Source organism: Rhodococcus sp. ACPA1, assembly GCF_002300195.1.
In the GTDB taxonomy this organism is placed as follows: Bacteria; Actinomycetota; Actinomycetes; order Mycobacteriales; family Mycobacteriaceae; genus Rhodococcus_F; species Rhodococcus_F opacus.
The window spans coordinates 316,878-334,918 of sequence record NZ_NSDX01000003.1 but is presented as its reverse complement, the minus strand read 5'-3'; the positions used below and the strand labels follow the sequence as shown (position 1 = coordinate 334,918).

Below are 18,041 nucleotides of genomic sequence, written 5' to 3'. Positions count from 1 at the left end.
TCACCCACTCCTCGAGTTGCCGTTCATTCCATCCAACGGAACCCACGGATGACACGTCCAACTGCGTTCGACACACTTCGGACATGGCAATTGAGCACTTCGGTCTGCTGTCCGACGAAGGTTGGGTCGACGGTTCGGTCGATCAGATCTCCCCCAGGAACTTCTGGAACGACGGCGGTCTCCTCGCCGATGCCCCTGTCGACGCGGGGAAGACCTTCAAGGGCAACATGTGGATCTCGACCAAGGTGGACACGTCCTTCCACTTGAACGGGCTTCGATGCGAGGGCAACTTCTCGACGCCTCGTCGTCACAGCAACCTCGACGGGCTGATCATCGTGTTCGGCGGCCAGTTCACCATCACGTGGGACGAGGCCGGCGACGCAGCCAGTCGAACCGTCGGTCCGGGCGAGTTCTGGACCATCACGGCAGGTACTCCTCACGTCATGACCGCAGGCCCCGAGGGCGTGACCTACCTCGAGTCGTGGTCCGAACCGCTCGACAAGCTCGAAACGTACTGGCACGACGAAGGCTGGGCCGATCGCTGACTCGTAGCCCGTTCGCTGCGAACCGCCACTGAGCTGCCAGTGAAAGGACCCCCGGCCGTGAATCCACGACCGGGGTCCGACTGTGTTACCCGGAGACCGTCAGGTACCGCGGGTCGTACGGCCCGATTGTCCTGGCGTAGTCCATCTCGGCACTGAAGTTGCCAACCTTGTCGCTCATCACCCAGGGAGCGGTCGACCACGTCAGCGGTGCGCCCCACGCTTCCTCGACGAGGTACCTGTTGAGCTCCACCGAGGAGGCCTCGCGTTCTTGCCCACTACGACGCGGATCGGTGGCATCGGTGAGCATCTTCTCGTACTCGGGAGTCACACCCGCCGGGTTGGTGCGTGGCCCCCAACGGTAGTTGGAACCAGCGGTGAAGCCGGTCCCCATCGTAGAGACCTGCACCATGGCCGATTCCTCACCGCGACTGAAGGACTGCGGGCCCTCGAGTCCGTCTTTCACGATCGGCGTCATCTTGATGCCTGCCTGCGCGAACTGCTCCTGCAGAACGTCGGCCACACCCGGAGTGATCGTGTTGACGATGATGACCCGGCCCAGGTCGATCCCGTCGGGGTGACCGGCCTCGGCGAGCAGTTTCTTTGCCCGCTCGGGGTCGTAACTGTAGATGCCTTCGAGCGACGCGTCGTAGCCCGGCAGGCCGGCGCGCGAGTACTGATAGCGGGCGTCGGACCCGGGGAAGAGCGCCGCGACGATTTCCTCACGGTTGTATGCGTAGTTGATCGCCTTCCGCACCCTCACGTCATCGAGTGGCGCCGTGTTCCGGTTCAGGAAGAGTTCCACACCGGTGCCGCTCGGGATGTTCACGGTGACCAACCCTTTGCGGCCTTCGAGAGCTGCCACGGTACCGGGCACGAACAGGCCCAGATCGATCTGGCCGCCGGCCATGGCATTGGTGAACGCCTGGGTGTCGGGAATGGCCTCGTACTCGATGCGCGCGATCTTCGCAGCGCCTCTGTCCCAGTAGTCCGTGCGATCGCGAACGATGACGAGCTTCTCCCCGGGAGCAAAGCTTTCAACCGAGTATGCGCCCGAGCCGTTGGTCTCGACGGCCGGGTTGCCGTGGGCGATCAGATCGGGATGCATGATGAAGCCGGCCATCTCGGCCAGAATGTACGGCACGACATCGGTAGGGTTCGCCAGGGTGAGCGTGACCTGATAAGGGCCGGTAACTGCGACGTCGACAACCGGTTTCATCCGCGACTTCACCGAGGGACTGTCGAGCGTGCGCGCCCGGTCCAGGTTGACCTTCACGACGTCCCCGTCAACGGACGAGCCGTCGCGGAAGGTCGCATCCTCCCTCAGGTCGAGAACGAGCGCCAAGCCGTCCTCGGAGTACGAGTAGTTCTCGACCAGCATGCCTTCAGCTGTGCCGTCCGCCTTCACGGTGAACAGCCTGTCGTAGATCATGTTGAGGCCGAATCTGAAAGTTGCGATCTCACTGATCGCCATGTGTGGATCGAGGGTTTGAGTCCCGGTGGTCCATCCGGTCCTCAGAGTTGCCTCCGTGTCCGGGCTACCCGAACCACCGGAAGCGGAGTCGGTGGAACCGCAGGACGCGAGCAACCCCACTGCGAGGAGTGCGGCAGCCACACGGATCGTGCGACGTAGAAACATAGTCAGCCTTTCTTCCGGGAACACTTGGGGTCGCAGCGCCATACGACCTCACGACGGAGCAGGGCGAAATGTCCGCCTGCTCGGGTGCGACGCCGGAATCGCCGACAGCAGCGTGCGGGTGTACTCCTGTGTGGGGTTCGCAAACAGTGCAGCAGCATCCTCGCACTCGACGAGTTCACCGCGCTTCATCACTGCGATGCGATCGGCGATGACGCGCACGAGCGACATGTCGTGAGAGATGAACAGGTATGCGAGATTTCGCTCCCGTTGCAGTTCGCGCAGCAGGTTGACGACATGCGATCGGATCGACATATCCAACGCGGCGACGGGTTCGTCGCACACCACGATCTCGGGATCGGTCACGAGAGCGCGGGCAATGGCAACGCGTTGCAGTTGGCCGCCGGACATCTCGTAGGGATAGCGGTCGAGGTGGTGCGAGGTCAGACCAACCCGGTCCAGCAGGGACGCGACACGCTTGGCACGATCGGCTGCACTGTAGCCACCCTGGGCGAGCATGGGTTCGGCAATCGAATACCGGATCTGAGCACGGGGATTGAGCGACTTGAACGGATCCTGGAAGATCATCGTCGCCCGGGCTCTGATCTTGCGGAGTTCGGACGCACCCATCGCAGTGATGTCGTCACCGAGCACCTCGATCGACCCCGACGTGGGATCGATCAGTCGCAGCGCCAAACGACCGACGGTCGACTTGCCTGCACCGGACTCGCCGACGAGTGCGAGCGTCTCACCGCGTCGCACTTCGAAACTCACTCCCCGCACCGCGTCGACGGATTCGGCAATCCTTCCGAGCAGATTGCGTTTCGCCGGGTACGACTTCGTCAGTCCCTCGACGGCCAGTGCTGTGTCGTGTGCTGTGTTGTGGGTGCCGGATCGGACACCGTTGCGCGCACCGGCCATGGTGGTGTCAGTCATAGAATGCGTCCTCCAGCGAGATCTCGCCGGTGCGGACGCAACGCGCGAGATGATCGGGTCCCGTAGCCGAGAGCGGGATGTGTCCATCGGTGCACGCGTCCTTCACAAATGGGCAGCGAGGAGCGAACCGGCAAGAATCCACGAACTCGTGCGGGGGTGGAACTCGTCCGGGTATGACGCCCATCTTCTCGGCATGCCGTACCGGGTCGGGCATGGCGTGCAGGAGCCCGGCGGTGTACGGGTGCCGTGGATTGTCGAACAGTTCGAGGATGGGCGCATCCTCGACGATTCGACCCGCGTACATCACTGCCGCCCGGTCGCACACTTCCGCGACAACACTGAGGTCATGGGTGATGAGCAGGACACCGAGACCGAGTTCCCGTTGAAGTTCGTGAATCAGGCCGAGCACCTGCCGCTGCACGGTGACGTCCAGCGCGGTGGTCGGCTCATCGGCAATCAGTACGTCCGGGTCGCACGACAGTGCCATCGCCAGCATGACACGCTGGCACATGCCTCCGCTGAACTCGTGCGGGTAGGCGTGAACTCGCTTCGCCGGTTCAGGGATCCCGACGCGGTCGAACAGTTCGACGGCACGCGCCCATGCGTCCTTTCTCGAGCACTTGCGGTGCCGCCGCACCGCTTCGGCGACCTGGTCACCGACCCGGAACACAGGGTTGAGACTGCGGCGGGGCTCCTGGAAGATCATCGCGACCTCGGCGCCGCGAACCTCGTCGATCTGTTCTCCCGACAGTGTGTTCAGGTCGCGGTCGTTGACAACGGTGGAGCCGGATGTGCGTGCGTTGCGGGCCAGCAGGCGCATGATCGCAAGCGACGTGACGGTCTTGCCAGATCCTGATTCTCCGACCAGTCCCACAGTTTCGCCTCTGCGCACACTGAAGGTGACGTCGTCGACGATCCGCGTCCAGCCGTGATCGGGCGTCTCGAAGTCGACGCACAACCCGTCGACCCGGAGGACCGTATCCTGCATCACCGCGTCGTCCGTAGTGACCGTCATGCCTTGCTCCCGCCCTGGCTGCCAACCGCGTCGCGCAAGCTGTCACCGAACAGCGACAGCAGCAGGATCGAGACGACGATCATCACGCTGGACGGAACGATGGTCCAACTGTTGATCGCGAGGTTGTCGAATCCCTCCTTGACCATCGAGCCCCAACTCGCGGTCGGCGGTTGAACACCGAGACCGAGGAAGCTGAGACCGGATTCCGCGACGATCGCAACGGAAACTCCGAAAGAGATCTGAACAAGCATGGGCGAGAATATGTTCGGTGCCACGTGGCGCGTCATGATGCGGGCAGGACCGGCACCACCGGAGCGAGCGGCTTCCACGAAGTCCTCACTGATGACTTCCCTCGTACTGACCCGCACCAGCCGGTAGAACCGGGGTGCGAGCAGCACACCGACCGCGATCATCGCGTTGGTCAGGCTCGGTCCGAGTGCACCGACGATGGCCACCGCAAACAGCAACGGCGGCAGCGACATCAGCACGTCGAAGACGCGACTGGTCACGGAGTCGAGGGCGCCACCCAGGTAGCCGGCGAGCAGCCCGAAGCCGGCACCGACGACGAGACCGATACTGACCGCCAGAGTGGCGGCGGCCAGGTCGACTCCGGTGGCAACCATGAGCCGGCTGAGAATGTCGCGGCCGACCGCGTCGGTGCCGAGCCAGTACTCGCCGCTCGGACTCTCGAGCCTGCGCAGCAGGTCCTGCGCCGTCGGATCCTTCGGCGTCCAGAACTGGGCAAGAATGCCGATGAACACCAGGAACATCAGGCCGACGAGGCAGGTCATCCCGACCTGATCCTGCAGCAGACGCCTGAATGTCCGGCCGGGGGTGCACCCGAATATCTTCTTGGTGCGCTTCGCCTTCGTCACTGTGATCATCTGTTTCGAATCCTCGGGTTCAGGTAGCCGTACGAGATGTCGACCAGCAAGGTCACGAGCAGAACGATCACACCGCTCACCAGGACGACACCCTGCATCGTGGGGATGTCACGGTTGATGACGGCGGTGACACCGAGCTGACCGAAACCCTGGATATTGAAGATCGCCTCGACGATCACGGCAGCACCGACGACGCGTCCGACGTTCAGGCCGAGCACGGTGATGTAGGGAACCGCGGCGTTCTTCGCGGCGTGCTTGCCCACGAGCATCATCTTGCTCAGGCCCTTCGCACGGGCGGTCCGAATGTAGTCCTGCTCGAGCGCGTCGATCATTGCGCCGCGGGCCTGTCGGACGAGTTCGGCGAGGCTGATGCTCGCAATGGCGACGGCAGGGAGCGTTGCATACATCAGCCACTCGCTCAGACCGTCACTCAGCGGCGCATATCCGGTGGGAGGGAATAGCTGCAGACCGTCCAGAGCAAACCACTTCACCAGGATCGCAGCAAGGACGAAGGGAGGAACGGCGAGAATGAACACCGACGTGCCGGTGAGGATCCGGTCGAACGCGCTGTCGCGTTTGACGGCGGCGAGGATTCCGAGCGGGATGCTCAGGATCACCACCATGAGCATCGCGAACAGGCCGATGGAGAGTGTCCTCGGAAGCCGGCGGGCGATGATGTCCGTGACGGGCTCGTTGGTGGAGAACGACACTCCGAGGTCGCCGTGCAGCGCGTTCCACACGTACGTCAGATACTGCTGCCACACCGGTTGGTCGAGCCCGAGACGTACCCGGACTGCCTCGACGGCCTCCGGTGAGGCCTCCGCACCGGCGATGATCGCGGCCGGGTCTCCCGGTGCGATTTCGACGAGCAGAAATACGATGATCGTCAGGATCAGAAGCATCGGAAGGACCGTCAGTAGTCGTGATGCCATGAACCTCAACATGAAAGACCCTTCGTCCGGCCATGCGTGAAGTGTGGATACAACACACGAATTCGAATGCACATGGGGAACGCCAACCGAGGCCGATCCCCGCAGTCCACCCAATAGTGAGGTACATCACTTAGATTGTCAATCTAACTTGGTTATCTAGGTGGTCGCGCTCATGTCGATGACAATCTTTCCGGTGGTTCGTCGCTCGGCCACACGGGTCAGTGCGAGCGGTGCCTCGTCGAGTGAGTAGACCTCGGAGACGAACGGCGTCATTCCCTGCGCGACCAGTCGCTCAATCTCCCTGCGCCCCTTGTCCACCGCGTCCGGAAGGTGAGATGCCAGAGTCCGGATCTCGAAGCCACGCACGATCGCGCCCTTGAGAAGCACCAGGTTCAACGGAATCCGCGGAATGTCGCCCTGCGCGAACCCGACGCAGACGAACCGTCCTCCCCACGCGATCGCCCGGAGCGCCTGCTCCGAGTAGGAACCGCCCACCGGGTCGATCACCACGTCGGCACCGGTTCCGGTGATCTCCTTGATGCGCTGTTTCAGGTCCTCCCCGTCGTAGGCGATCGTTTCCACCGCCCCCAACGAACGACACGCCTCGGCGCGCTCTGGAGTCGACACCGCGGCAATCACTTTGCCGCCCAGACGAGTCGCGATGTCGATGGCCGCGCTCCCGACACCGCCTGCCGCACCGAGGATCACCACCCAAGCTCCGGGCTCGAGCCCGCCGAAGGTCGTCACCGCGTGGTAGGCGGTTCGGTAGGTGACGTTGAACGCCGCCGCATGGACCATGTCCAGGCCCGCAGGGACCGGGGACAGCGCGGTCCGCGCGACCGTGATCCGCTCCGCGAAGGCACCTGCGAATGCGGTGCCCATCACCGCGGCTCCGGGCGCCAGGTCGTCGACCTCCGGGCCCACCGACAGCACCCGCCCGGCGAATTCACTACCGGCGGTGAACGGTGTCGGCACCGTCACCTGATAGCGATCGGCCGCAATGAGGACATCCGGGTAGTTCACCGAAGCCGCCTCGACGCCCACTACCACCTCACCGGGGCCCGCGACCGGGTCGGGCACCTCACGGATCACGATCGTGTCCGGCTTTCCGTGTACTTCACACCGCGCTGCACGCATGTTGGAACCTTCCTGCTGGTGAATGGGGCATGCCGTGAGGAGAAGTCGGGAGTCAGCTCGTCCCACCGCGTACCGGTGCCTGTGGTCAGTACAGACCACCGTCGACGCGGATCAGCGACGCCGTCGTGTAGCTCGAAGCCGGGCTCGCCAGGTACAGCGCGGTCGTGACGATCTCGTCGGGCCGTCCCGGCCGACCGATCGCGCTCTGCGTGCTCTCGCGCTTCTCCGGCGCCCACGCCTTGGAGATGTCGGTCAGGAACGGACCCGCGGAGATGGTGTTGACGCGAACCCTGGGCCCGAACTCGCGAGCGAACGCCCCCGTCACCGCGTTGAGTGCGGCCTTCGCCCCCGAGTAGGGGCCGAAGCGTGGCTGGGGGAATATCGCACCCGAGGACGAGATGTTGATGATCGAGCCGCCGTCACCGGCGGCCATACGCTCGCCGACCAGCGACGTCAGGCGGAACGGACCCTTGAAGTTGACGCCGATCACCTTGTCGAACAGTTCTTCACTCGTCTCGGCCGACGACGGAGCGACCGGTGACATGCCCGCGTTGTTGACCAGGACGTCGACCCGGCCGAACACCTCGTACGCCCGTTCCACCAACGCGTCGATCTCGGCCCACCTGCCGACGTGGCAGCCGACCGGAAGGGCCTTGCGGCCGAGCGCCTCGACCTGGCGAGCGACCTCCGCGCAGGCTTCCGCCTTCCGGCTGGCGACGACGACGTCGGCACCAGCCTCGGCGAATGCCAGCACCATTTCGCGGCCCAGCCCCCGACTGCCACCGGTGACGAGAGCCACCTTGCCGGCAAGTGAGAAGTGATCGGTCACGCGATTCCGTGCTCCTCGAGGACTGCAGCGTGCTTGACCTTCGCCGCGGCCAGTCGCGTCGGGATGTGCTCGGTCGGGAACAGGTTCTCGGTGGGCTCGTAGTTCGCGAGCACACCGCGGGCGACGGCGACCTTGTGCACCTCGGTCGGGCCGTCCGCGAGGCCCATCGAGATGACGCCGGTCCACCAGATGTGCAGCGGCGTCTCGATGGTGCTGCCGAGCGAGCCGTGCAGCTGGATCGCGCGGTGAATGATGTCGTGGTACACCTTCGCCATCGCGACCTTGCACATGGCGATGTAGGTGCGCGCTGCCCCGTGCGGCTGGGTGTCGATGATCCACGCGGTTTTGAGGACCAGCAGGCGGTACTGTTCGAGCTCGATTGCCGAGTCGGCGATGAACTGCTGCACCAGCTGCTTCTTGGCGAGGACCTCACCCTGTGTGCGGCGGGAGAGGGCACGCTCGCCCATCATGTCCAGCGCGCGCTGGCATTTGCCGACGGTCCGCATCGCGTGATGGACCCGGCCACCGCCGAGCCTGGCCTGCGCCACCTCGAAGCCCTGCCCGGGACCACCGAGGATCGCATCCGCCGGGACACGGACGTCGTTGTACCGGATGTACGCGTGGGTACCCTCGTCGAGCTCCTCGCGATCGCCCATCACGGAGACGTTGCGAACGATCTCGATGCCCGGTGTCTCGGCAGGCACAACGAACATCGACATGCGGCGATACGGGGATGCCTCGAGGTCCGTCACCGCCATCACGATGAGGAAGGAGGCGTACCGCGCGTTCGACGAGAACCACTTCTCGCCGCTGATGACCCACTCGTCGCCGTCCTTGCGTGCCGCGCAGACGAATTCCTTCGGGTCCGAACCCGCCTGGGGCTCTGTCATCGAGAAGGACGACACGATGTCACCGTCGAGGAGCGGCTGCAGGTACTTCGCCTTCTGCTCCGCGGTGCCGAACATGGCGAGGATCTCGGCATTGCCCGTGTCCGGTGCGGCTGTGCCGAAGACCGTGGGCGCCCACATGGATCGGCCCAGTACCTCGTTCAGCAGGGCGAGCTTGATCTGCCCGTATCCCTGCCCGCCGAGCTCCGGACCCAGGTGGCAGGCCCACAGGCCCTGCTCCTTCACCCGCTCGCGGAGCGGCGCGAGAATCGCTCGAGCAGCCTTGTTCTCGGTGTTGTAAGGCTGGCCGAGATGAGGGAACAAGAGGTCGAGGGGTTCACACTCTTCTCGAACGAACTTGTCCGCCCAGTCGAGCTTCTCCTGAAACTCGGCGTCAGTCTGGAATTCCCACATCGTATGTTTCCTTTACGGTTTCGCGCATCGCGATGCGACGCGGTGTCCTACGAAGCTCAGTGTGCGGTGATCGCACCGAAGCAGAAGCGCAGCAGGTGCGCCCGGACCTCCTCGGTCGGCTGCTCCCCCGATTCGAGATAGGTTGTCGTCAGCCCCATCACCAGCGTGTGGACGAACATGGCCGTGCGCTCGGCGTCGGCGACCCCGCTCTCGTCGAGAACCCGGCCGAGCAGTTCCCGGATCCGGGTGTGGCCGACCGGTTCGATCTCACTCTTCGTTCTCGCGATCTGCCCCATGTTCCAGATGATCACCCGGCTGAGCTCGGACAGCTGGAGATCCTCGATCTGCGCGAGGACCCCGTCGATCCACGCGGCCAGCCGCGCCTCGAGCCCGGACTGCTTGAGCACCCGATACTCGAGGTAGGCGTGGATCTTGAGCAACCCCTGCTCGTAGGTCGCGACGATGACGTCGTCGCGACCGCGGAAGTGCCGGTAGAACGCCTGGTTGGACATTCCTGCTGCACCGACGATCTCCGCGATCTTGGGTTGTTCGGTACACCCGTTTCGCAGCATCACCGACTGTGCCGCTCGGATCAGAACTTTGACCTCGTCGTCGTACGAGGCCTGCCTGCGTGGCGTCGGCACGCGGCGCAGCTGACGACCGCCCGGGATCACCGGTGGAGCATCGTTCTGTCCGGGCAGGGCCTCGGTCATCGGATCAACTCGTTCCAGCAGTCAGGGCAGCAGCGACCGGGTCAGTATCCGATGAACTCGAGCGCTTCGGTCAGCAAGCCGGGCAGCGCCGGTTCCATCCGCTGGAATGCGGGGCTCAAGGTTCCCCGCCTGCGCGCACGCTTGATCAGCAGTGCGGTGGCAGCCGCTTCCTTGTACCGGGTCAGCGCGTGGAACCACTCGATGTCCTCGACGGTGCGACCCAGCGTCTCCTCGTAGGTCGCGGTGACCTCCGCGACCGTGGGTGTGCCACAGGGCTCGTCGAAGGCGGCAGCCGGGTGCCGAACCTCGTCGGTGAAGTAGGTGAGCCACGTCAGGTCGATGCGCGGGTCACCGACGGACCAGATCTCCCAGTCGATGATCGCCGTGACGCGGTTCCCGTCGCACAGGGTGTTGCCCAGGCGGTAGTCGCCATGGTTGACCACCGGAGCCGCCGACGCGGGCATCGTGGCGTGCAGCGCCTTCGCACAGGTGGGGTAGTCCCCCCGGAGATCGTCCGGGATGGTCTCGAAAGCGCGTGTCCACCGGTCGATTTCGTCACCCAGCGAGAGGACGGGCTCGTCCCCGAGTCCGATGTCGGCAGGGCTCACCGAATGGAGGTGCCCCAGCATCCGCGCGGCGTCGAGGTAACGCGCGCGGGTCTGTGCGCGGGTCGCCTCGTCGCGCGGACGGTCCGCGACCAGGAGCGGCTCCACACATTCCCCGGGGACCATCTCCATCGCCACGAACGGGGGGCGGGCGGCATCCTCGAAGTGGACCGCCGGTGCGGCGACACCCGGAATGCTCTGCAGCGCCCTCATGACGCGACCCTGGCGGATCACGTCCCTGTTGCGGACCGGTTCGAGCCCCGGAGGGGCGACCTTGAGGACGACCGACTCCGCGTTGCCGCCATCGGAGACGTCGGCGATGAAGGTCAGGCTCGAGGTCCCGCCGGTGAGGGGGCGCACGTTGTCGACCTGGAGACCCGGCCGCCATTGACGTCCGGCCACGGCAGCTCGAAGGCCGATGTCGGCAATGAGGTCCGAGTGCTCGGTTTCCTTCGTCATGTGGATCCTTCGCTTGAAGACGAGCAAAAGTGAGATTGTGATTCTGGGAACATGATTCTGAGTACCTGTCGCGGCGTCAACACTTCGTTCCACTGAACGGATCGCTCGGAACCTGCCACAGCTCAACGAAACCCGGCGATATCGCGAACTACCCGGCTCGAAAGTGCGCAGCGCGCAGGTCCGCCTTGCGCACCTTCCCGAGGGCGGTACGAGGCAGTTCGTCGACGACGACCAGTCGCTCCGGTGCCTTCTGCCGGGCCAGTCCCGATTTCTCGAAGTGCACTCGAAGCTCGTCGAGGCCGAGCCGGGCACCCGGTTCGACTACGACGACGGCCGCGACCACCTCCCCGTAGCGCGCGTCCGGGGCCGCGACGACAGCCCCTTCGACGACTGCGGGATGGGCGGCAAGTACATCCTCGACCTGGCCGGAGGAGATCGTCTCACCCGCCCTGATCACCACGTCCTTGATCCGGTCGGTGATCGTGAGTCGGCCGGCCGCGTCCAGATGTCCGAGATCGCCGGTGCGCATCCAGCCGTCGTCGGTGAACGTATTCACGTCCAGCGCCGCGTCCCGGTATCCGGCGAACTGATCAGGCCCCTGAAGGATTACCTCACCGTCGACCCCGACCGGGACGTCGGCACCGCGGTCGTCGAGAATTCGGACCCGAACACCCGCCATCGGAGCACCGTCGGTCCCCAGCCGCTCGGCCTCCGTTTCCCCCGCCCGACCGGACGTGGCGGTGGGATGTTCGGTCGAGCCGTAGCAGCGGAACGTCGATATTCCCGCCTGCGCCGCGCGCCGGACCAGACCTTCGGGAACCGTCGCCGCCCCGATCAGGAAGTCCGACAGGGTGGCGAGCTTGTCCGCGACGTGGTCCACGTCCATGAGTCCGGTGAGATGGAAAGGCGTGCCCGAGGTTGCGGTGACCCGATACTGCGAGATCAGCTCTGCGGCGAGGGCGGGATCCCAACTCTCCATGTACACGGCACTGCGGCCGTGCACCAGGGGGCGCAACACACTACTGACGCCCGCGATGTGTCCGGGCGGGAACGAGACGAGCTGCACGGAATCAGCGCGTCCGCCGGATGCACCGGGGGCGGACCGCACCTCGGCGAGCAACGAATTGTGGCTGTGCTGGACACCCTTCGGAGCAGCGGTGGTGCCCGAGGTGTAGATGAGCAGAGCAATGTCGTCCGCATGCACAGCCGGCCGGACGTACTCCTCCGACGTCGACAGGCCGTCCCAGGAGAGCGTGCCTGCGGGAGCGCCGTCGCCTACGATCACCACGTGCCGGAGCGACGACAGCTCCACATAGTTGTCGATCCGATCGCGGTAGTCGGTCTTCCGCCAGCGATCCGGCTGGATCAGAACCTTGGCTTCCGACTGCTCGAGGATGAACCGAACCTCGTTCGGCCCGTATATGTGCACGATCGGGACGAGAATCGCGCCTGCCAGCAGCACGGCCGCATAGGCCACCGACGCCTCGACACGATTGGGTAGCTGCACCGCCACGGTGTCCCCGCGGCCCACACCGAGCGCGAGCAGCGCCGCCGCCACCCGTTTCGCGGACTGGCGGATCTCACCGATCGATGTCACCGTTCGGGTCCCGTCCGCCGCCGCGTACACGATCGGCGCGTCAGAGCCGACGGAGTCCTCGAACAGGACATCCACCCAGGTGCGGTGGCTGTAGTAGCCTTCGCGATACCACCGCTCGACGAGTTCGCACGCCACAGCGGACCTGCCCGATCGAGTCGGTGGGCGAGTCACTTCTCCCCGCCTCCTCGCAGCCGCGCACGCCAGTTGTCGAGGTCGGCCGGGTCCGCTCCGTTGTCGAGCATCCATTGGGCCGGCCCGCCGGGAGTTGCACTCAGTTGCTCGATGACCGGCCCGATCGCCTCAGCCGGCGCGTGCATGTACTTCTCCGGAAGTGGGGGCGAATCGCGCTTCCTCACACCGGCATCGATCCACCTCCGATGCAGACTGTCCAATGCGTCCTCGCTACGAACGAAATCCGCGACGACTGCCGTCGGTTCGACCCCCGCGGCGAGCAGCAGAACCGCGACAGCAACACCGGTTCGGTCCTTTCCTGCCGTGCAGTGCACGAGCGTCGCGCCGCGCGAGCGGGAAACGGCCCGAAGTAGGTGACCCGCCCAGATCTCGCCGCAGTTCAGCATGCGTACGAAGACCGCTGCCAGGTCGGTGGGCGCTGCTTCGGGCGCTGCAGCGTCAAGCATCGGCACGTGGTGCACGACGGAATCCGGAGCCCACTGGTAGGCAAAGCGGGCGCGTTCCCGCACACCCCGCAGGTCGACAACGCTCGCAGGCGGCCACGATTCGAGGTCTGGCACCGCGGAGTCACCCGGATACGGGGCGTCTCCTCGATACAGGACACCGGTCGCGGTCGCCCCACCGCCGACGAAGGTCAATCCACCGATGTCGCGCAGATTGACCAGACCCGATGCGGGTGGGACGGCAGCCACCGCTGAACCCGACTGCGACCCCCCACCCTCGGGAGCGCCGATTTCCGCCACATGCGTGCTCACGCAACGTCCGCCGGAACGTTCTCGGGCGCAGGGCGGTACGCAACAGCGAGGAGCGCCCCCGCGGCAGCCAATCCGCCGACGGCCGCGACCAGACCACCCGCCCAGCCGGTGACGAGATCGTGCCCGAACATCAGATGATCGAGACTCGCAGCACCGGGTCCGGTGATCGCGACGACCACCGCACCCACCGCCAGGACAAGGTTGTACTCCCACCCGTCCGAGACGATGAAGAAGCCCTTCCCTCGATGCACCGTCCACGCGGCAACGAACATCAGCGAAACGAACGCGGCGGCGGCGGCGGGAGTGAACAGGCCCAGAGCGAGCGCGATTCCTGCGGCAACCTCCGTGACTGCGGCGAGCCACGCATTGACCGAGCCGGGACGCATTCCGATGCTCTCGAACCACCCTGCGGTTCCCGGAATTCGCCCTCCGCGAAAGAGTTTCCCGTATCCGTGTGCGACCATCGTCAGCCCGAGACAGACTCGCAGGATCAACAAACCCGAGTCCACTGCATCCATTTCCACTCCGTCCGTCACGCGGGGTGAGTTCCAGCGCCACCCACAGTAGACAAATATAACCTCTATAACTACGTTAGCAAACGGACTCTCTGGGCGCTGGTTCTTTCGACCAGGTCCTCGCTCACACATCAGCGAAAGGCACAATCCATGGACCTCACCCACGCGTCGGCCGCGGTCACCGGCGGCGCCTCCGGCCTCGGCAGGGCGACCGCAGAGGCCTTCATCGCTCGCGGCGTACCGACGGTCATCGTCGACCTCCCGTCTTCGAACGGCGCGGCTGTCGCCAATGAGCTCGGCGATCTCGCAACGTTCATGCCCGCCGATGTCCGCGATCCCGAGGCCGTCGACGCGGCACTCGCGGCGGCCGAACAGACGGCGCCGTTGCGAGCCGTCGTTCACTGCGCCGGTCGCGGCGGCAAGGTGCGCCTGGTCAACAAGGACGGCACACCCGGCGACCTGGACCTGTACAAGCAGGTCATCGACACCAACCTCGTCGGCACCTTTACCGTGGCCAGCGTGGCCGCTGCCAGGATGGTCAGGAATGAACCGGTCGACGGCGAGCGCGGTGTCATCATCATGACCTCGTCCGTCGCCGCCTTCGAAGGCCAGATAGGTCAGGCCGCATACTCCTCCGCGAAGGCCGGCGTCGCGGGAATGACGATCGTCGCGGCACGCGACCTCGCACGCAAGCTCGTTCGCGTCGTCACGATCGCCCCCGGGACGTTCGAAACGCCCATCCTCGGCGGTCTGTCCGAGAAGGTGCGCGATTCACTCGCGTCCCAGGTTCCCCATCCCACCCGACTGGGCGACCCGGCCGAGTACGCGAAACTTGCGCTTGCCATCGTGGACAACGCGATGATCAACGGCGAGACGATCCGTATCGACGGCGCGATTCGGATGGCGCCGGTGTAGACACCGCCCCGTCCCCGACGTGTGCACGAATATGGGGACGGTGGGAGCGACTCGCGCCCACCGTCCCCATTTTCCGTCTTCTCGTACCCCACCTCGCGCGAGCCGTCTCCACCACGCCGGACGCACGAGCGTCAGCCGGCAGCGCCCGACAGCGCCGCGCGCGCACCGAACACCGGCGAGCGCTTCTCGAGGAAGGCAGCCTTGGCCTCGGCAGCGTCCTCGCCACCGATATTGTTGACCTGGGCCTGCGACTCGAGCCGCAGCGCCTGCTCCATGCTTCCGCCGTCGACCGCTGTGTTCAGGAGCTGCTTCGTCAGCGACAACGCCCGAGCCGGGCCCGCGGCGAGGCGCTCGGCCATCGAATCGACCGTGATGTCGATCTCGGACGGTGCACAAACCCGCGTCACCAGGCCGAGATCCGCCGCCTCCTGCGCGGAGTAAATGTCGCCGAAGTAGGCGATCTCCTTCGCCTTCTGTAGACCGACCAGCCTGGGGAGCAGCCAGGAGCCGCCCATGTCGACCGAAAGCGCACGACGAACGAAGATCTGCGAGAAGCGGGCCCGTTCGGTTGCCACCACCAGGTCACACCCCAGGGCCAGATTCCATCCCGCTCCGACGGCAACGCCGTCCACCTTCGCGATGGTGGGGATCGTCATCGCATGCAGCGTGCGAGCCGCTTCACTGGCGTCGGACATGAAGTCCAGCGTGTCCCCACCCGTCAGGCTCGCGAGATCGGCCCCGGAACAGAAGTCGCCGCCGTCGCCGGTGAGCACCATGACGCGGTCGGCGTGCGCCCGCTCGATCGAGGTGAAGGTCTCGGCCAGTTCGTGCCACATGGCCAAGTTCACGGCGTTCTTCTTCTCCGGGCGGGACATGACAACAGTCACGACACCGCCGCTACGCTCGACACGCAGAAACTCCACCGACGTTGCTCCCATCTTCCACACATCCACGATCGGCGCCGCGACTCCGACACGGCGCACTAGCCGAAAAGCTAGTGCACATGGTTAACTACGTCAACAAGCACGATTCCTTGAGGAGTGTCATGGACTTCGCTCTGAGCGACGAGCAGGTTGCCCTTGCCGAGACCGAGCGCGCCTGGCTCGCCAAGAACGATCCCCTACTCGTCCGCCGACCGACGATCGACGACGGTCCCGCGAGGATCCCCCAGGGCGCGCTTCGCCACATCGCCGAATCCGGCATCATCGGCCTGCTCACGTCCGATCTGGGCGGCACCCACGTCGATCTACTCGTGCTGTGTGAAGAACACGGACGCTCCGGAAGTTCGGTTCCATTGGCGGAGTTGACGATCGCCTGCCGCCTGCTCGAACAGATCGGCCACCCCACCCTCGAAGACGCCGCGTCGGGTGAATCCCTGACCGTGCCCGCGGTCGGCTCGCTCGAGGCGCCGGCACTGCACGCCGGCATCGAGGGAACCTCCCTCCGGCTGCACGGTACGACTGCCCCTGTCACCGGACTCGTCGACGCCCAGCGGGTTCTCATCCTCGCATCGACCACGGACGGCACGGAAGTGGCCGCTGTCGTCTCCGTCGACGCCGTCACCATCCGCACCCTCGAAACCCTCGACCTCACCCGATCGTGGGCGGTCGCCGATCTCGATCTCACGCTCGACACGGGCGAGTGGTCGGCCGTGCCGGCAGGCACCTTGGCATTCATCCAGGACGAACTCGCCACGTACCGCTCGACGGACGCCGTTGGAGCCGCGTCCCGGCTGCTCGACCTCACAGTGGAGTACGCCGGTCAGCGGACGCAGTTCGACCGGCCGATCGGCAGTTTTCAGGCAGTCAAGCATCACTGCGCCGACATGGCGCTCTCCGTCGAGGCATCCCGCGCGGCGTTGTGGGCCGCCGCGGTGGCGCTGGACGGCACCGACCTCGAGGTCCGCACGCGCGCGGTATCGGCGGCGGCGGCCTACGCGGGCGAGGGCACCAGCACGACCGCGCAGACCGCGCTTCAGGTTCACGGCGGTATCGGGTTCACCTGGGAACACGACGTTCACCTCCTGATCCGCCGGATCAAGGTAGACGAACTCCTCGATGGATCGGTGAGGTACCACCGGCGCCGTCTGATCAGCGCCTGAGCGCAAAGCCTCCGCACGCACAAACGCGGGGTCCGGCTGCGGCCGGACCCCGCGTCTCTGCGTATTGCCCGACCCTGGAGGGCGAAGTGACGCCACCAGCGGAAACACGGCAACGGCCCGGTCCGCAGTGTCACACTGCCGACCGGGCCGACACCTCTGGCCTGCGGGCCTCGAATCAGCGGGCCTTCCAGACCGGCTCGCGCTTCTCCGCGAACGCGCGGGGGCCTTCCTTGGAATCCTCACTGGTTGCGAGCTGGTTCCACTCTGCGTCCGACAGCGCCCATCGGGCGGTCTCCTCGACCTGCACGCCATTGATCACGCTGTACGCGATGCGCTTGCTGGCCTGGACGGACAGCGGCGCGTTGACGGCAATCCGCTGCGCAAGATCGACCGCGGCCTCCACGACCTTGCCAGCCGACACGACCTGGTTGATCAGGCCGATTTCGAGGGCCCGCGCAGCGGTGATCGGATCGCCCGTGAAGATCATCTCCATCGCCAGACGCTGCGGAATCTGCACCGGAAGCCGGAAGACTCCACCCGCGCCCGCTAGGAGACCACGCTTGACCTCGGGAAGACCGAACGTCGCGTTCTCCGATGCGACGACGAGGTCCGCGGCCAAGGCCAACTCGGTACCACCACCGAGCGCGGTGCCGTTGACCGCGGCGATCGTCGGCTTGTCGGTGTACTTCTTCGCGAAGCCGGCAAAGCCCCACTCACGATGGTCCGGCGCATACACCGATTCCCCACGAGAAAGTGCCTTGAGATCGGCACCCGCACAGAAGGACTTGTCGCCCGCGCCGGTGATAACGATCGCACGAACCTCGGCATCCGCGGCGGCCTCGTCCAAGGCGCCACCGACACCGGCGCTGACGGCCGAGTTCACCGCATTGCGCGCATCCGGGCGGTTGATCGTAATCACCATGACGTTGTCCACGCGCTCGACGAGCACCACGGGTTCGTTGGATCCAGTCACCATA

The 18,041-nt window shown here is 65.5% G+C and carries 18 protein-coding genes; 3 read left to right on the top strand and 15 right to left on the bottom strand.

Annotation, left to right across the window (positions count from 1 at the left end; all coding sequences use genetic code 11):
* Window positions 1-83 precede the first annotated feature (83 nt).
* A complete protein-coding gene (locus CJ177_RS12090; protein WP_061045550.1) occupies window positions 84-545 on the top strand; it encodes a cupin domain-containing protein in 462 nt (153 codons plus the stop codon).
* A gap of 85 nt (window positions 546-630) precedes the next feature.
* On the opposite strand, the gene CJ177_RS12085 is transcribed toward CJ177_RS12090, so the two are convergent.
* The 13 genes from CJ177_RS12085 to CJ177_RS12025 form a co-directional block, all read right to left on the bottom strand.
* Window positions 631-2,157 (bottom strand): ABC transporter substrate-binding protein, encoded by a 1,527-nt coding sequence (locus tag CJ177_RS12085; RefSeq protein ID WP_218835102.1) that lies wholly within the window; start codon window positions 2,155-2,157, stop codon window positions 631-633.
* Between the two features lie 72 nt (window positions 2,158-2,229).
* Window positions 2,230-3,114: an ATP-binding cassette domain-containing protein gene (locus CJ177_RS12080; RefSeq protein WP_061045552.1), complete on the bottom strand. Its 885-nt coding sequence runs from the start codon at window positions 3,112-3,114 to the stop codon at window positions 2,230-2,232.
* Window positions 3,107-4,129 (bottom strand): ABC transporter ATP-binding protein, encoded by a 1,023-nt coding sequence (locus tag CJ177_RS12075; protein WP_231913750.1) that lies wholly within the window; start codon window positions 4,127-4,129, stop codon window positions 3,107-3,109. The genes CJ177_RS12080 and CJ177_RS12075 overlap by 8 nt, the downstream gene beginning before the upstream one ends.
* Complete coding sequence (locus tag CJ177_RS12070; RefSeq protein ID WP_095867830.1) at window positions 4,126-5,013, bottom strand: ABC transporter permease; 888 nt, start codon at window positions 5,011-5,013, stop codon at window positions 4,126-4,128. The genes CJ177_RS12075 and CJ177_RS12070 overlap by 4 nt, the downstream gene beginning before the upstream one ends.
* Entirely contained in the window at window positions 5,010-5,945 is a 936-nt protein-coding gene (locus CJ177_RS12065) for an ABC transporter permease (RefSeq protein WP_179443213.1), read from the bottom strand. The genes CJ177_RS12070 and CJ177_RS12065 overlap by 4 nt, the downstream gene beginning before the upstream one ends.
* 156 nt (window positions 5,946-6,101) lie before the next feature.
* Window positions 6,102-7,082 carry an NADPH:quinone oxidoreductase family protein gene (locus tag CJ177_RS12060; RefSeq protein WP_061045555.1) on the bottom strand — a complete coding sequence of 327 codons (981 nt, stop codon included), beginning with the start codon at window positions 7,080-7,082 and terminating at the stop codon, window positions 6,102-6,104.
* Between the two features lie 85 nt (window positions 7,083-7,167).
* Window positions 7,168-7,911 (bottom strand): SDR family NAD(P)-dependent oxidoreductase, encoded by a 744-nt coding sequence (locus tag CJ177_RS12055; protein ID WP_095867828.1) that lies wholly within the window; start codon window positions 7,909-7,911, stop codon window positions 7,168-7,170.
* Window positions 7,908-9,212: an acyl-CoA dehydrogenase family protein gene (locus CJ177_RS12050; RefSeq protein WP_061045557.1), complete on the bottom strand. Its 1,305-nt coding sequence runs from the start codon at window positions 9,210-9,212 to the stop codon at window positions 7,908-7,910. The genes CJ177_RS12055 and CJ177_RS12050 overlap by 4 nt, the downstream gene beginning before the upstream one ends.
* A gap of 56 nt (window positions 9,213-9,268) precedes the next feature.
* Complete coding sequence (locus tag CJ177_RS12045; protein ID WP_061045558.1) at window positions 9,269-9,925, bottom strand: TetR/AcrR family transcriptional regulator; 657 nt, start codon at window positions 9,923-9,925, stop codon at window positions 9,269-9,271.
* Between the two features lie 41 nt (window positions 9,926-9,966).
* Window positions 9,967-10,989: a phosphotransferase family protein gene (locus tag CJ177_RS12040; RefSeq protein ID WP_061045559.1), complete on the bottom strand. Its 1,023-nt coding sequence runs from the start codon at window positions 10,987-10,989 to the stop codon at window positions 9,967-9,969.
* 148 nt (window positions 10,990-11,137) lie between these two features.
* Complete coding sequence (locus CJ177_RS12035; protein WP_257014491.1) at window positions 11,138-12,757, bottom strand: AMP-binding protein; 1,620 nt, start codon at window positions 12,755-12,757, stop codon at window positions 11,138-11,140.
* Window positions 12,754-13,533: a tyrosine-protein phosphatase gene (locus CJ177_RS12030; RefSeq protein WP_061045561.1), complete on the bottom strand. Its 780-nt coding sequence runs from the start codon at window positions 13,531-13,533 to the stop codon at window positions 12,754-12,756. Before CJ177_RS12030 ends, CJ177_RS12035 begins: the two co-directional genes overlap by 4 nt.
* A complete protein-coding gene (locus CJ177_RS12025; protein ID WP_061045612.1) occupies window positions 13,530-14,051 on the bottom strand; it encodes a DoxX family protein in 522 nt (173 codons plus the stop codon). The genes CJ177_RS12030 and CJ177_RS12025 overlap by 4 nt, the downstream gene beginning before the upstream one ends.
* A 147-nt stretch (window positions 14,052-14,198) precedes the next feature.
* Between CJ177_RS12025 and CJ177_RS12020 the strand changes: the two genes are divergently transcribed.
* Window positions 14,199-14,963: an SDR family NAD(P)-dependent oxidoreductase gene (locus CJ177_RS12020; protein WP_061045562.1), complete on the top strand. Its 765-nt coding sequence runs from the start codon at window positions 14,199-14,201 to the stop codon at window positions 14,961-14,963.
* Window positions 14,964-15,094: 131 nt separating this feature from the next.
* Here the strand turns inward: CJ177_RS12020 and CJ177_RS12015 are convergent, their stop codons facing one another.
* Window positions 15,095-15,901 (bottom strand): enoyl-CoA hydratase/isomerase family protein, encoded by an 807-nt coding sequence (locus CJ177_RS12015; RefSeq protein WP_095868210.1) that lies wholly within the window; start codon window positions 15,899-15,901, stop codon window positions 15,095-15,097.
* 107 nt (window positions 15,902-16,008) lie between these two features.
* On the opposite strand from CJ177_RS12015, the gene CJ177_RS12010 reads away from it, so the two are divergent.
* Window positions 16,009-17,064: an acyl-CoA dehydrogenase family protein gene (locus tag CJ177_RS12010; RefSeq protein WP_095867826.1), complete on the top strand. Its 1,056-nt coding sequence runs from the start codon at window positions 16,009-16,011 to the stop codon at window positions 17,062-17,064.
* A gap of 175 nt (window positions 17,065-17,239) precedes the next feature.
* Here the strand turns inward: CJ177_RS12010 and CJ177_RS12005 are convergent, their stop codons facing one another.
* Window positions 17,240-18,040: a crotonase/enoyl-CoA hydratase family protein gene (locus CJ177_RS12005; RefSeq protein WP_061696795.1), complete on the bottom strand. Its 801-nt coding sequence runs from the start codon at window positions 18,038-18,040 to the stop codon at window positions 17,240-17,242.
* Between the last annotated feature and the right edge of the window lies 1 nt (window position 18,041).